The sequence below is a fragment of the Citrobacter sp. Marseille-Q6884 genome (assembly GCF_945906775.1).
GTDB lineage: Bacteria > Pseudomonadota > Gammaproteobacteria > Enterobacterales > Enterobacteriaceae > Citrobacter.
The window spans coordinates 1-13601 of record NZ_CAMDRE010000003.1; the positions used below are offsets into that span (position 1 = coordinate 1).

Sequence of the window (13601 nt, forward strand, 5' to 3'; positions counted from 1 at the left end):
TGGAAAAAATAGCCTAAATAGGCTGATTCGATGTGTTTGCGGGAAAAAAATCGGCCCAGATCCGCGAAATTTTAATCAGCGAGTCAGCTTGGGAAGAAATGACCTGCTTATTCGCACCTTCCTTAGAGAACAATTTATTGAATTCAATGAATTGTTGCTTTTTGAGGACCTGAATTTGTTTAATCAAAGAATGGCTGAATATCTGGTGCTGTATAACAGCAAAAGGCCACATAAATCACTCGAACTGATGACGCCAGTGGACTATATTTGGCACTGTTGCAAATAGTCGGTGGTGATAAACTTATCATCCCCTTTTGCTGATGGAGCTGCACATGAACCCATTCAAAGGCCGGCATTTTCAGCGTGACATCATTCTGTGGGCCGTACGCTGGTACTGCAAATACGGCATCAGTTACCGTGAGCTGCAGGAGATGCTGGCTGAACGCGGAGTGAATGTCGATCACTCCACGATTTACCGCTGGGTTCAGCGTTATGCGCCTGAAATGGAAAAACGGCTGCGCTGGTACTGGCGTAACCCTTCCGATCTTTGCCCGTGGCACATGGATGAAACCTACGTGAAGGTCAATGGCCGCTGGGCGTATCTGTACCGGGCCGTCGACAGCCGGGGCCGCACTGTCGATTTTTATCTCTCCTCCCGTCGTAACAGCAAAGCTGCATACCGGTTTCTGGGTAAAATCCTCAACAACGTGAAGAAGTGGCAGATCCCGCGATTCATCAACACGGATAAAGCGCCCGCCTATGGTCGCGCGCTTGCTCTGCTCAAACGCGAAGGCCGGTGCCCGTCTGACGTTGAACACCGACAGATTAAGTACCGGAACAACGTGATTGAATGCGATCATGGCAAACTGAAACGGATAATCGGCGCCACGCTGGGATTTAAATCCATGAAGACGGCTTACGCCACCATCAAAGGTATTGAGGTGATGCGTGCACTACGCAAAGGCCAGGCCTCAGCATTTTATTATGGTGATCCCCTGGGCGAAATGCGCCTGGTAAGCAGAGTTTTTGAAATGTAAGGCCTTTGAATAAGACAAAAGGCTGCCTCATCGCTAACTTTGCAACAGTGCCCTATATTTTACGTGAGAGTAAAAATTGCAATATGTGGTGGACCCATACAACCTGAAGCGAGAAGGTATATTATGAGCTATCGTATGTTTGATTATCTGGTGCCAAACGTTAACTTTTTTGGCCCCAACGCCATTTCCGTAGTCGGCGAACGCTGCCAGCTGCTGGGGGGGAAAAAAGCCCTGCTGGTCACCGACAAAGGCCTGCGGGCAATTAAAGATGGCGCGGTGGACAAAACCCTGCATTATCTGCGGGAGGCCGGGATCGAGGTGGCGATCTTTGACGGCGTCGAGCCGAACCCGAAAGACACCAACGTGCGCGACGGCCTCGCCGTGTTTCGCCGCGAACAGTGCGACATCATCGTCACCGTGGGCGGCGGCAGCCCGCACGATTGCGGCAAAGGCATCGGCATCGCCGCCACCCATGAGGGCGATCTGTACCAGTATGCCGGAATCGAGACCCTGACCAACCCGCTGCCGCCTATCGTCGCGGTCAATACCACCGCCGGCACCGCCAGCGAGGTCACCCGCCACTGCGTCCTGACCAACACCGAAACCAAAGTGAAGTTTGTGATCGTCAGCTGGCGCAACCTGCCGTCGGTCTCTATCAACGATCCGCTGCTGATGATCGGTAAACCGGCCGCCCTGACCGCGGCGACCGGGATGGATGCCCTGACCCACGCCGTTGAGGCCTATATCACCAAAGACGCTAACCCGGTGACGGACGCCGCCGCCATGCAGGCGATCCGCCTCATCGCCCGCAACCTGCGCCAGGCCGTGGCCCTCGGCAGCAATCTGCAGGCGCGGGAAAACATGGCCTATGCCTCTCTGCTGGCCGGGATGGCTTTCAATAACGCCAACCTCGGCTACGTGCACGCCATGGCGCACCAGCTGGGCGGCCTGTACGACATGCCGCACGGCGTGGCCAACGCTGTCCTGCTGCCGCATGTGGCCCGCTACAACCTGATCGCCAACCCGGAGAAATTCGCCGAGATTGCTGAACTGATGGGCGAAAATATCACCGGACTGTCCACTCTCGACGCGGCGGAAAAAGCCATCGCCGCTATCACGCGTCTGTCGATGGATATCGGTATTCCGCAGCATCTGCGCGATCTGGGAGTAAAAGAGGCCGACTTCCCCTACATGGCTGAGATGGCTCTGAAAGACGGCAATGCGTTCTCGAACCCGCGTAAAGGCAACGAGCAGGAGATTGCCGCGATTTTCCGCCAGGCATTCTGAGTGTTAACGAGGGGACCGTCATGTCGCTTTCACCGCCAGGCGTACGCCTGTTTTACGATCCGCGCGGGCACCATGCCGGCGCCATCAATGAGCTGTGCTGGGGGCTGGAGGAGCAGGGGGTCCCCTGCCAGACCATAACCTATGACGGAGGCGGTGACGCCGCTGCGCTGGGCTCCCTGGCGGCCAGAAGCTCGCCCCTGCGGGTGGGTATCGGGCTCAGCGCGTCCGGCGAGATAGCCCTCACTCATGCCCAGCTGCCGGCGGACGCGCCGCTGGCTACCGGACACGTCACCGATAGCGACGATCATCTGCGTACGCTCGGCGCCAACGCCGGGCAGCTGGTTAAAGTCCTGCCGTTAAGTGAGAGAAACTGAATGTATCGTATCGGCACTGTTGCAAATAGTCGGTGGTGATAAACTTATCATCCCCTTTTGCTGATGGAGCTGCACATGAACCCATTCAAAGGCCGGCATTTTCAGCGTGACATCATTCTGTGGGCCGTACGCTGGTACTGCAAATACGGCATCAGTTACCGTGAGCTGCAGGAGATGCTGGCTGAACGCGGAGTGAATGTCGATCACTCCACGATTTACCGCTGGGTTCAGCGTTATGCGCCTGAAATGGAAAAACGGCTGCGCTGGTACTGGCGTAACCCTTCCGATCTTTGCCCGTGGCACATGGATGAAACCTACGTGAAGGTCAATGGCCGCTGGGCGTATCTGTACCGGGCCGTCGACAGCCGGGGCCGCACTGTCGATTTTTATCTCTCCTCCCGTCGTAACAGCAAAGCTGCATACCGGTTTCTGGGTAAAATCCTCAACAACGTGAAGAAGTGGCAGATCCCGCGATTCATCAACACGGATAAAGCGCCCGCCTATGGTCGCGCGCTTGCTCTGCTCAAACGCGAAGGCCGGTGCCCGTCTGACGTTGAACACCGACAGATTAAGTACCGGAACAACGTGATTGAATGCGATCATGGCAAACTGAAACGGATAATCGGCGCCACGCTGGGATTTAAATCCATGAAGACGGCTTACGCCACCATCAAAGGTATTGAGGTGATGCGTGCACTACGCAAAGGCCAGGCCTCAGCATTTTATTATGGTGATCCCCTGGGCGAAATGCGCCTGGTAAGCAGAGTTTTTGAAATGTAAGGCCTTTGAATAAGACAAAAGGCTGCCTCATCGCTAACTTTGCAACAGTGCCGGTAAGATCAACCATTTAATCCGCTTACCCATAATAATCACGGCAATAAAGGTCGCCGTCGCATTCCAGATGATATTCCACACTACAGGGATATCACCAAAATGGACTACATCAGATATCAGCGCCAGTACCGCGCCCAGCGTCGCACTCCAGCCGATCCCTAATCCCTTCGGTTGCCAGATAACCAAAACGATGGTCAGGACAAAAATAGCGCCTGCCAGTAACATAAATCCTCCAGACAGGACGGCTTTGCCGCCCTGTATATACAAAAAAATTAAACGGCCAGCTCTCTGAGTTTCTCGATGCCAGTGGGCTCTGCAGCCATTACCGGTACTAACGCTATGCAGCTTGCATGCTGGTTTTTCACAACCTCGATTTGAGGAAGCTCTTGTCGGGCGCGCTGGCAAAGCAGCGGCGATTGCGTCTGTGCAATCGAAAGGCTGTTATTGATAATCCAGCCCCAGGGATGAATCCCCGCACGTTCAAGATCGGACTGCAGGTTTGCCGCTTCCAGTACAGGTGTGGTTTCAGGCAGAGTGACCAGCAAGACTTTGGTACGTTCCGGGTCCTGAAGCTGCATCATCGGAGTGGTAAAATGACCTTTATCCTCCATCTTCCTGGCAATCTCACGGTGATAAGCCCCGGTCGCATCAAGCAGTAATAGCGTATGCCCGGTCGGTGCCGTATCCATGACCACAAACCGTTTGCCTGCTTCACGGATGACGCGTGAGAACGCCTGGAACACCGCAATCTCTTCTGTGCAAGGAGAACGTAAATCCTCTTCGAGCAGCCGCTTCCCGGCCTCATCCAGATCCCTGCCTTTCGTCTCAAGAACATGCTGACGATAGCGTTCAGTTTCATCGTGAGGGTTGATTCGGCCGACCTGCAGATTTTTAAGGCTGCCATTGAGCGTTGTACTGAGATGTGCAGCAGGATCTGAGGTGGTGAGATGCACATCAAAACCCTTATCCGCCAGACTGACGGCGATAGCCGCAGCCATTGTGGTTTTACCCACACCACCTTTGCCCATCAGCATAATCAAACCGTGTTCACTGCGGGCGATATCATCAACCAGGACAGACAACGACATATTCTCTGGCTTGTTCTGTGTGCTTTGTTCAGGAAGCGATGTTATCTCAGCGTGTTCGTTGAGCAGGCCTTTCAATGCGGACACACCAACCATGTTCAGCGGCTGAAGGTATAAGTTGTCTGTCGGCAAATCAGATAATCTGGCAGGAAGATTTGCCAGCGCCTCTTGCTCCCGTTGCCATATTGCAGCGGCCAGTGCATCACGTTCTGTTTCGCTCGCAGGCAGGACACCGTTAATGACTAAATACTGATTTTTAAGGCCAATAGCTGATAATTCGCCATGAGTACGAGCGACTTCCTGCAGTGTTGATTTTTGCAATCGCGCGACCAGCACAAGGCGAGTTCGTTCAGGATCGGATAATGCCTCAACCGCATGAGCATATTGCTCACGCTGCTTTTCCAGCCCCGCCATCGGCCCAAGACAGGAAGCACCATCTGGGTTACTTTCGATGAAGCTGCTCCAGGCTCCGGGAAGCTGAAGAAGGCGAATAGTGTGGCCCGTTGGGGCAGTATCAAAAATGATGTGATCGAAGCGGGTCAGCAGAGAAGCGTCGGTCAGTAAGCCAGTAAACTCGTCGAACGCAGCAATCTCTGTCGTACAAGCTCCTGAAAGCTGTTCACTGATGCTGTTAACAACGTCATCAGGCAAAAGACCTTTAATAGGGTCAACGATTCTGGCGCGGTATTGCTGGGCGGCATCCTGCGGGTCAATCTCCAGAGCCGAAAGACCAGACACAGCAGTCACGGGCTGGATAGTTTTCCCGATAGTCTGATCGAATACCTGACCAACGTTAGAAGCCGGATCGGTACTGACAAGCAGGACGCGCTTGCCCTGTTCTGCCAGGCGTATAGCTGTAGCGCAGGAAATTGAGGTTTTACCTACTCCTCCTTTGCCAGTGAAAAACAGGTAAGGCGGGATATTCTGTAAAAAATGCATATGTTCTCCTGACATACTCAACAACAGGAAGTGTTACCACCACAGCAGCTTGTCGGAGCCACGCCCACTTTCTCCAGCGGAATACCTAACCAGCGAGCCAGTTCAGCACGTTTGGGATAACGCCCTGCCATCACCGTTTCGCCATCCAGCAACAGCAGCGGAAGCCCTTCGGCTCCAGAAGCTTCAAGGAATGCTTTCGCTTTAGCGTTCTCAACGAAGCTCATCGGCTGTTGCGCCAGGTTGTAACGTTCGATCTGAACCCCACGCCCTTTCAGCCATTGCACATCAGCAGAAAAATCGACCAGAACCTGATCAACATCTGAACCACAAACGCCGGTACTGCAGCACATCGCCGGATCAAACACGGTTAACGTTTTCATCTTTGATACCTCACATTCGTAAAATCATATATGTTCAGGCAAATTTTTTAGATACAAACAGCCTTACCGCTTCCAGAGCAGTTGGCTGATGCCAGCTTACGGGCGATGGTCTGCACGTCGTCCTGTTGGCTTAACCAGGCCTGCTCAATCACCTGAGCGGCCCAGGAAGGAATATGTGGGGATAAGCGGTAGTGAACCCACTTGCCCTGTTTGCGATCCAGCAACAGTCCACATTCCCGAAGCATCGCCAGATGGCGGGAGATCTTGGGTTGTGACTGTTCCAGTGCCGTGCAGAGATCGCACACGCATAGCTCTCCCATCTCTCTGAGCAGCAGTACGATACCCAGACGGGTCTCATCAGATAGGATTTTGAAAAGTTGTAGGGATGAAATTTGTGTCATTATACTCTCCTGCTTTGAATGGCGAGTTTCGCGCTTCTGAGGCTAAAAGTCAAAAAACACATATGTTTTTTCGTATCTATATGGGAGGGCTATTTCATGTAAGGATAGAAAACATGCTCTGTGGAGTGGGGGACAAATAGTCGTTGTTGGCTTCACGGCTACATTGTAGTGAAGCATAAAAAAAACGCTCCCGGGCAGGAGCGTAAGCCAGTGAATTTGGCGTCAAATGAGGGTCTTACAAGTGGAGCTGCGGGTTAATTCTGGGTGATCTGACTGCGATGCTTTTCAGCCTGCTGCTGGTGAACAACGGAAGACTGACCATTATTCGCCTTCTCATGCACTACTGCGGCCTTCTCATGCTCGCTCATTTCAGAAAATGACTTTGCTGTTTCGTTGGTAGCCCCTGGTTTAGCATTCATCATTTTTTTATGCATTTCAGCCATGTCCTGGTGAGCGGCAGAATTACTGTTTTGCATCATTTCATGGGACATTGCTGCCTTATCGTGGTCATTCATATCCATCATTTTCATGCTCTCTCCCTCAACTGTGCTTTTAACAGTTGAAGACTGCATCTGATGGGCCGGTGCCTGGGCATTATTTACCTGGTCATGCATGTTCATTGTCTCTGAAGCCATGGCAGATGAAGCGACAGCCATCATGGCAATAAAGGATACAAGAATCTTTTTCATGGTTGGGTCTCCGGTGTTTTCATACCCGAACAATCAATGCTAAAGCATTTGATTACAGGGCTGGTTAATCATCACTCCAGGAACCGGGCGATTGGGTTATCACGCTGGTCCTGATTTATGACTGATTATAAAAAACCGCCTCTGTTTATCGCGTGACTGAATGATGACAATTTTGTCACCTTTCAGGTTTCTCCTGAATAACGGGATTAATCCATTAACAGGCGCACTTTGAACACAATTTCCCGCCCCTGCTGTTCTGCTGACAGCTCGCCGCCGTGAGCATGAATGATCGACCTTGTAATTGATAATCCCAGCCCCGCGCCTTCCGTGTTGTGGACCCTTGATGAGTCTGCGCGATAGAACCGGTCAAACAAACGTTCAAGATTAGCGGGAACCGGGCCAGACATCGTATTGGTAATCATCACGTTCACACAGTCACTGTCACGCTCAAGGCGTATCGCTGTACAGGTGTTATCGGGAGAATACTTGATAGCATTGGAGAGCAGGTTACTGAAAGCACGTCGCAGCATATCGCTGTCTCCGGCAACAACGCCCTCTCCTTCAACCGTGATTGTCTTTCCTGTTTCGTCTGCCAGGGGCTCGAATAACTCACGTAATTCATTCAGTTCGGCGGCCAGATCCACATCATGTTTCTCCAGCTGCAGCAGACCATGCTCTGAACGTGCCAGAAAAAGCATGTCACTGGTCATTCGTGACAACCTTTTCAGTTCTTCCAGGTTAGCGAATAAAATTTCGCGGTAATGCGAAACCTCCCTTTCCTTAGCCAGTGCAAACTGCGTCTGCATCATCAGATTACTGACCGGTGTGCGCAATTCATGCGCGATGTCAGACGAGAAATCTGACAGTTTCCGGAATGACCCCTCCAGGCGATCGAACATGTTATTGAACTCCTGCATGGTCTCAGAGATTTCCGGCGGAGCCAGATCGGGATTAAGACGCTGATCCAGGCTATGCACCGTCATGGAGGAAGCCAGGCTGGTCATTTCCCGTAACGGTTTCAGACCAATACGTGTGGTCAGCCAGCCCAGAAAAATTGAAATAAAGACCAGACCTATATTGAACCAGAACAGCCAGGTGCTGAGTTTGTCCATAAACAGGGTGTGATACCCTGTATCCGTGGCAACCGTAATGATGAAATGTTTGCTTTTACCCTGTTCCGGAGTCACTGCAACCCGACGTGAGATGCTGCGGTAAACAGTATTATTTTCTTCAGTCTGGATCATATAGTCGAGAATATCACCTGACTTATTTAACAGGATCTCAGGGACCGCAGAATTTTTAGCATACAGCTCCACGATTTTTTCATTTTCCATGTTTTTTATAGATATGAATAATCCACTGTGCCCTATCATCGCATCATTTATTTTTTCTGATAATGATTTAATATCAGTTTTATTTTGGAACGTTTCTGCTTTCAGAAACTCTTCAGTAAGCTGAAGTTTACCTGTCAGAAAATCCCGATCCTGATTATCGAAATAGCCATTAAGGGTGCTAATCAGTAAAAAACTTGATAACCACCATACAGTCAGCATAACTGCAGAAAAAATCAGACTCAGGCGCGTGGTCAGGGAAATTTTGAATCTCACTCTTCTCTGATCTCCAGAATATATCCGGCACCGCGCACGGTATGGATCAGTTTTGGCTCATAGTCATCGTCAATTTTGCTTCTGAGCCGTCTCACGGCAACATCTATCACATTCGTATCACTGTCAAAATTTATATTCCAGACCAGTGACGAGATAAGACTTCTGGGTAACACTTCTCCGGTGCGTTGCAGCAGCAGTTCAAGCAGAACGTATTCTTTGCCGGTGAGATGGATCTTTTTACCTGAGCGTGTCACTGTCCGCCGCACCATATCGACGGTCATGTCAGCTATGGTGCAAACCGTGGCAGTCTGTGAACGGGCCCGGCGCAATAAGGTTCTTACCCGTGCAACCAGCTCTGTAAAATCGAAGGGCTTGATAAGATAGTCATCTGCGCCAAGCTCCAGCCCTTTCACTTTGTCCCGTACGTTGTCCTTTGCGGTTAAAAACAGGACCGGTTCTTCGTGCCCGGACTCCCTCAGTGCGCTGATGATTTGCCACCCGTCGAGGAAAGGCAGCATCACGTCCAGTATTATCAAATCATACTGTCCTTTCGACGCGGCCCCGAGACCATCGCGGCCATTATCAAAGAGATCGGCCTGATAGCCCTCCTCAACCAGTCCCTGCTGCAGGTAACTACCTGTTTTATGTTCGTCTTCAACGATTAAAATACGCTGCATGGTTAACTCGATGATATGATGGTAAAAATATTACGGATCACTAGCTTGCCTGAGACGGAGCAAGCGTTCCTAGCCAAGATACAGCCCCCAGAATGGCGACCGCAACGAAGAATTCTGTCAGGATGCTGTTTCGCATCATGGCAACGCTGCGAACATAATTCCCTTCCCTGACCATAACTTCAAGGCGGGGGCCAAGGTGAAACCGGTTTGCTGCAGCCAGCAGAAGCATCAGAACAAACAGAGCCGTTTTAGCAAGCAATATGCCCCCCCAGGCACTGTTGAACAAGGGGGTTAAGTTACCTTCAGCAATATACAGATAGTTGACCAGCGCACTCAGGATCAGAGCCACAACAATCACCGTTCCTGCGGTTGCAAATTTTGCCAGAGAGTCAGATATCACACTGACGCTCTGTGCATTATGCGCGTTTCTGCGCATCAGCAGGATAGCAAATGCAACCAGAGCACCTGTCCAGGCACCTGCAGCGCCGAGATGAGTTAGATCGCCCAGTAAATGGAGGTAGTAATGCAGACCGTCATGCATGACGGCGTGTCCTCCCCAGGCAAGTGTAGCCAGCGCCACGCCCCCACTCATCGTCATTAGCAGGCAGGACAATACTCTCTTATTAGTGTAAAGGAACAAAGCACCGAGTGTGGTAAACAGGGCACAGAGCCTGACAATCCAGCTAATACCTACATCAGTTTCTTCTATAACCATCTCGATAATATGGATGGATAATTCTCTGAGATCAGTTACTCCGCTCATGGCATTAGATACCAGGAGCATATTAATGCCAGTAAGAATGATGCCTGCAACAACAGCAAAGGTTATAAACGACCTGAAATTAGTCAGGTTATACGCTTCATGTCTTACACCGCTTATTCCATATATCTGAAAAAATGGCAATCCAAATATTACCATCAAATCAAGATAAAGAAGAAAACGAATAACAATCATAATCAGTTCGTTCATGATATTACTTCACTGTGAAAGTGTAATTACCGGTAATCGGGTGCGTATCTGAAGAAACCGCGCGCCAGTCAACACGATAAGTGCCAGCGGGTAAAGGTTCTCGCGGAATAATGACCATCGATTTAGGGTCAGCGCCTGGTGCCACTTTTGCCGCGACTGGCATCGGAGAATGTGATGACATGCCTTTCATACCCGTCATCGTTAATTTTGCACCTGAGAATTTCACGGTCAGATTTTCCGTGAAATTTAGCTGAATCTTTTCCGGGGCCGCTACAGCTGAATCAGCCTGTGGAACCGAGCTTTTTAATTCCGGATGGGCCATAGCAGAAAAAGCGACGCCCAGAACCAGGCCACCTGTAAGAGTGGCTTTATGTAAAATCGACATATTATTTACCTGTTTAGTTGAGTGTTTTAAGTCAATGCATTAAAACCAGATTCTGGCTCCCGCCAGGAATACTACCTGATGGTCTTTCTCACCCTCTCTTTTCGCCATATCGGATGTTTTCCCGTAAAGCTGATTCCAGGAGACGCCTACATAGGGTGCAAACTCGCGGCGTATTTCATAGCGCAACCGGAGCCCCAGCTCTGTGTCAGCTAATCCCCTGCCGCGCCCCCGCGATTCATCATCCTGACTGTAGAAATTCACCTCATAGGATGGCTGGAGTATGAGCCGGTTAGTAAGTAAAACGTCGTATTCTCCTCCCAGACGCAGAGCGGCTTTTCCACCATTACTGACAAAACCCGTAATTTCAGACTCAAAATTATAGAGCGCAAGTCCCTGAAAACCGACAGCAGCCCAGGTCTGGGCTGACTCAGGTCTGAATTCCTGCCTGACACCCGCAACCAAATCCCACCATGGGCCAACCGCATGTCCCCAGAGTAACTGGGCTTCTGCCGTCTCTGTTTTTCCCCCGCTTCGTTCACCTTCGCTCTTTAGCCAAAGCCGGTCTGTGTCGCCTCCGATCCAGCTGTTAACGCTCCAGCTGAAATTGTTGCTGTTATCCGACCGTTGCCATTCAAGCTGATCCAGCAGAACCAGATAATTAATTGCACTGTCGTGAATTGCATGCCCCTGTAAATTGCCGAATGCAGCCTTTCGGTCGGCATTGGTAACTGGCGGAATTGGCGTTCTGCTCTCTGTCACAACGGGCTCCATGGACGTCATCTCAGTGAAGTTCTCATCCGCTGACATCTGCATAGCTGACATGTCGTGCCCGGCGTGGGGGTCTGCAGACACTGAGCCCGCTGCGATCGAAACCTGTGAGGTAAACAAACCGGCGAACAAAACCGGTATGGCCTTAAAATTTCTCTTCATTCGCATCATTCCTCCACCCGAACTTCACGAAACATTCCCATTTCCATGTGATAGAGCAAATGGCAGTGATATGCCCAGCGGCCAAGCGCATCTGCTGTCACTCTGTAACTGCGTTTGGTACCAGGAGGAACATCTATTGTATGTTTACGCACCATGAAATTACCGTTTTCATCTTCCAGATCGCTCCACATACCATGCAGGTGAATGGGGTGAGTCATCATGGTATCGTTGACCAGCGTGATTCTGAGTCGCTCACCGTATTTCAGCAGCACAGGTGCGGCATCGGAAAACTTAATGCCATTAAATGACCAGGCAAACTTTTCCATGTGCCCGGTTAAATGCAGTTCTATCGTTCGTCCGGGTTCACGTCCGTCAGGATCCTCAAAGCGGCTTTTCAAATCCGCGTACGTGAGAACCTTTCTTCCGTTATTTCGAAGACCAATACCCGGATCGTTTAATTTCGGAGAGACGCTCATCGCCTGCATATCAACCAGCGGGTTATCCGTTTCTGACGCAGGATGACTTTGCATTCCCGGCATTCCGGCCATCTGGGAATGATCCATACCGGCCATGTTGCTGTGGTCCACTGGCGCGGAGGATGTCCCGCTTTCCGGCAGGTCAGCGCCATCCATAGACATCATCTGTCCGCTGTTATCCATGCCTCCCATCTGGCTGTGATCCATTCCTGCCATATCATGTCCCATTCCTCCCATACCCATATCTTCCATGGTCAGAAGAGGACGAGGATCGAGAGCGGGAACGGCAGCACTTAACCCCTCTCTTGTGGCCAGAGTCCCGCGAGCGTAACCGGTTCTGTCCATGGATTGTGCGAAGATGGTATAGGCCTCACCCTGCGGCTCCACGATGACATCATAGGTTTCGGCAACTGCAATCCTGAATTCGTCAACGGTGACCGGATTGACATACTGACCATCTGCAGCCACAACCGACATTTTGAGCCCGGGAATGCGGATATCGAAATAGGTCATTGCCGAGCCGTTGATAAACCGTAAGCGTATTTTTTCACCCGGACGGAACAGTCCGGTCCAGTTTTTCAGCGGGGCCTGTCCGTTCATGAGATAGGTGTAGGTGTAACCGCTGACATCCGCGAGGTCAGTTGGATTCATTTTCATTTCAGCCCACATTTTCCGATCGGCAATGGTGGCTGACAGCCCCCTGGTATTCACATCACGGAAAAAAGAGCCAACGGTTGGTTTATTGAAATTGTAGTAATCCGACTGTTTTTTTAATTTTTTCAGCAGATGCTGAGGATTTTCATCGGTCCAGTCAGACAACATGATCACATGCTCACGATCGTAAGCAAAAGGTTCAGGCTCCTGGGCATCGATAATAATGGCACCGTATACCCCTTCCTGTTCCTGAAGACCGGAATGGCTGTGGTACCAGTAAGTCCCGTTCTGCTTAACCTTGAAGGTGTAGACGTAGGTGTCATCAGGCTCGATGCCCATAAAACTCAGTCCCGGTACACCATCCATATTGGCCGGAAGAATAATGCCGTGCCAGTGAATGGATGTCTGCTCATTGAGCCGGTTTTTGACCTTCAGGGTAATAGTTTCACCTTCTTTCCAGCGAAGGACGGGCCCCGGCAGGCCGCCATTGATGGTTTTGGCCTGGCGCTGACTGCCGGTGATATTGACGGTCGTTTCACCAATGGTCAGGTCAAACTGAGTACCCTCCAGGGATGCTGCAGGTGGCAGGCTCAGACTGGAACGTGCATTGAAGCTCCATACGCCAAGACTTCCGGCTACACCAGAGAGGGTCAACCCCTTCAGGAAAGTTCGTCGAGACGTTTTGAGTTGCATGGCGATCCCTTAATTAAAATATGGTTAATGGCAGAGATAGAGAACCGATTTGAATTAGATTCATTCTCCTGCAATGAAATGAAGCTAGCACACCTTACAAAACAAATTCATTACAATTGTGTAATGTAACTGGCTATATTACATTTATGTCATCTTTCCCACGTGTCTGTTATTTTTATATAT

15 protein-coding genes and 1 pseudogene are annotated in these 13601 nt (G+C 50.7%); 5 read left to right on the plus strand and 11 right to left on the minus strand.

Annotated features, from left to right (window positions below; genetic code table 11):
- The 5 genes from N7268_RS23405 to N7268_RS23425 all read left to right on the plus strand — a co-directional run.
- A partial coding sequence (locus N7268_RS23405) for an IS3 family transposase (protein WP_409929225.1) occupies nucleotides 1–286 on the plus strand: 286 nt, incomplete at its 5' end.
- Between the two features lie 46 nt (nucleotides 287–332).
- On the plus strand, nucleotides 333–1037 hold the full coding sequence (locus N7268_RS23410; RefSeq protein ID WP_001067855.1) for an IS6-like element IS26 family transposase: 705 nt from the start codon (nucleotides 333–335) through the stop codon (nucleotides 1035–1037).
- A gap of 123 nt (nucleotides 1038–1160) precedes the next feature.
- On the plus strand, nucleotides 1161–2324 hold the full coding sequence (gene dhaT / locus N7268_RS23415) for a 1,3-propanediol dehydrogenase (RefSeq protein ID WP_260864718.1): 1164 nt from the start codon (nucleotides 1161–1163) through the stop codon (nucleotides 2322–2324).
- Between the two features lie 20 nt (nucleotides 2325–2344).
- Nucleotides 2345–2698 carry a glycerol dehydratase reactivase beta/small subunit family protein gene (locus tag N7268_RS23420; RefSeq protein ID WP_086801900.1) on the plus strand — a complete coding sequence of 118 codons (354 nt, stop codon included), beginning with the start codon at nucleotides 2345–2347 and terminating at the stop codon, nucleotides 2696–2698.
- Nucleotides 2699–2773: 75 nt separating this feature from the next.
- A complete protein-coding gene (locus tag N7268_RS23425) occupies nucleotides 2774–3478 on the plus strand; it encodes an IS6-like element IS26 family transposase (protein ID WP_001067855.1) in 705 nt (234 codons plus the stop codon).
- Nucleotides 3479–3559: 81 nt separating this feature from the next.
- Here N7268_RS23425 and N7268_RS23430 read toward each other — a convergent pair.
- The 11 genes and pseudogenes from N7268_RS23430 to pcoA form a co-directional block, all read right to left on the minus strand.
- Nucleotides 3560–3757, minus strand: a pseudogene (locus N7268_RS23430) (ArsB/NhaD family transporter); the annotation flags it as partial.
- 47 nt (nucleotides 3758–3804) lie between these two features.
- A complete protein-coding gene (arsA, locus tag N7268_RS23435; RefSeq protein ID WP_057066686.1) occupies nucleotides 3805–5556 on the minus strand; it encodes an arsenite efflux transporter ATPase subunit ArsA in 1752 nt (583 codons plus the stop codon).
- Nucleotides 5557–5573: 17 nt separating this feature from the next.
- Nucleotides 5574–5936 carry an arsenite efflux transporter metallochaperone ArsD gene (gene arsD / locus N7268_RS23440; protein WP_008786785.1) on the minus strand — a complete coding sequence of 121 codons (363 nt, stop codon included), beginning with the start codon at nucleotides 5934–5936 and terminating at the stop codon, nucleotides 5574–5576.
- A gap of 47 nt (nucleotides 5937–5983) precedes the next feature.
- Nucleotides 5984–6337, minus strand: a complete 354-nt coding sequence (gene arsR / locus N7268_RS23445) for an As(III)-sensing metalloregulatory transcriptional repressor ArsR (protein ID WP_008786784.1) — start codon at nucleotides 6335–6337, stop codon at nucleotides 5984–5986.
- Between the two features lie 254 nt (nucleotides 6338–6591).
- Nucleotides 6592–7026 carry a hypothetical protein gene (locus tag N7268_RS23450; RefSeq protein ID WP_008786783.1) on the minus strand — a complete coding sequence of 145 codons (435 nt, stop codon included), beginning with the start codon at nucleotides 7024–7026 and terminating at the stop codon, nucleotides 6592–6594.
- A gap of 206 nt (nucleotides 7027–7232) precedes the next feature.
- Nucleotides 7233–8633: a copper resistance membrane spanning protein PcoS gene (pcoS, locus tag N7268_RS23455; RefSeq protein WP_008786782.1), complete on the minus strand. Its 1401-nt coding sequence runs from the start codon at nucleotides 8631–8633 to the stop codon at nucleotides 7233–7235.
- The gene (gene pcoR, locus N7268_RS23460; RefSeq protein ID WP_008786781.1) at nucleotides 8630–9310 is read right to left on the minus strand and encodes a copper response regulator transcription factor PcoR; all 681 of its coding nucleotides are present in this window, start codon (nucleotides 9308–9310) and stop codon (nucleotides 8630–8632) included. Before pcoR ends, pcoS begins: the two co-directional genes overlap by 4 nt.
- 40 nt (nucleotides 9311–9350) lie before the next feature.
- Complete coding sequence (gene pcoD, locus N7268_RS23465; RefSeq protein ID WP_230586310.1) at nucleotides 9351–10229, minus strand: copper resistance inner membrane protein PcoD; 879 nt, start codon at nucleotides 10227–10229, stop codon at nucleotides 9351–9353.
- A 55-nt stretch (nucleotides 10230–10284) separates the two neighbouring features.
- On the minus strand, nucleotides 10285–10665 hold the full coding sequence (gene pcoC / locus N7268_RS23470) for a copper resistance system metallochaperone PcoC (RefSeq protein WP_032951225.1): 381 nt from the start codon (nucleotides 10663–10665) through the stop codon (nucleotides 10285–10287).
- A gap of 39 nt (nucleotides 10666–10704) precedes the next feature.
- Nucleotides 10705–11595 carry a copper resistance outer membrane transporter PcoB gene (pcoB, locus tag N7268_RS23475; protein ID WP_074147394.1) on the minus strand — a complete coding sequence of 297 codons (891 nt, stop codon included), beginning with the start codon at nucleotides 11593–11595 and terminating at the stop codon, nucleotides 10705–10707.
- Between the two features lie 5 nt (nucleotides 11596–11600).
- Nucleotides 11601–13418, minus strand: coding sequence for a multicopper oxidase PcoA (gene pcoA, locus N7268_RS23480; protein ID WP_008786777.1), 1818 nt, complete (start codon nucleotides 13416–13418; stop codon nucleotides 11601–11603).
- Nucleotides 13419–13601 lie beyond the last annotated feature (183 nt).

Excerpts from the sequence above, each read along its gene's own strand:
- pcoB (WP_074147394.1), bottom strand. The coding sequence starts at position 11,595 with ATGAAGAGAAATTTTAAGGCCATACCGGTTTTGTTCGCCGGTTTGTTT.
- dhaT (WP_260864718.1), top strand. The coding sequence starts at position 1,161 with ATGAGCTATCGTATGTTTGATTATCTGGTGCCAAACGTTAACTTTTTT.
- N7268_RS23425 (WP_001067855.1), top strand. The coding sequence starts at position 2,774 with ATGAACCCATTCAAAGGCCGGCATTTTCAGCGTGACATCATTCTGTGG.
- pcoC (WP_032951225.1), bottom strand. The coding sequence starts at position 10,665 with ATGTCGATTTTACATAAAGCCACTCTTACAGGTGGCCTGGTTCTGGGC.
- N7268_RS23410 (WP_001067855.1), top strand. The coding sequence starts at position 333 with ATGAACCCATTCAAAGGCCGGCATTTTCAGCGTGACATCATTCTGTGG.
- arsD (WP_008786785.1), bottom strand. The coding sequence starts at position 5,936 with ATGAAAACGTTAACCGTGTTTGATCCGGCGATGTGCTGCAGTACCGGC.
- pcoA (WP_008786777.1), bottom strand. The coding sequence starts at position 13,418 with ATGCAACTCAAAACGTCTCGACGAACTTTCCTGAAGGGGTTGACCCTC.
- N7268_RS23450 (WP_008786783.1), bottom strand. The coding sequence starts at position 7,026 with ATGAAAAAGATTCTTGTATCCTTTATTGCCATGATGGCTGTCGCTTCA.
- N7268_RS23420 (WP_086801900.1), top strand. The coding sequence starts at position 2,345 with ATGTCGCTTTCACCGCCAGGCGTACGCCTGTTTTACGATCCGCGCGGG.
- arsA (WP_057066686.1), bottom strand. The coding sequence starts at position 5,556 with ATGCATTTTTTACAGAATATCCCGCCTTACCTGTTTTTCACTGGCAAA.
- pcoD (WP_230586310.1), bottom strand. The coding sequence starts at position 10,229 with ATGGTAATATTTGGATTGCCATTTTTTCAGATATATGGAATAAGCGGT.
- pcoR (WP_008786781.1), bottom strand. The coding sequence starts at position 9,310 with ATGCAGCGTATTTTAATCGTTGAAGACGAACATAAAACAGGTAGTTAC.
- arsR (WP_008786784.1), bottom strand. The coding sequence starts at position 6,337 with ATGACACAAATTTCATCCCTACAACTTTTCAAAATCCTATCTGATGAG.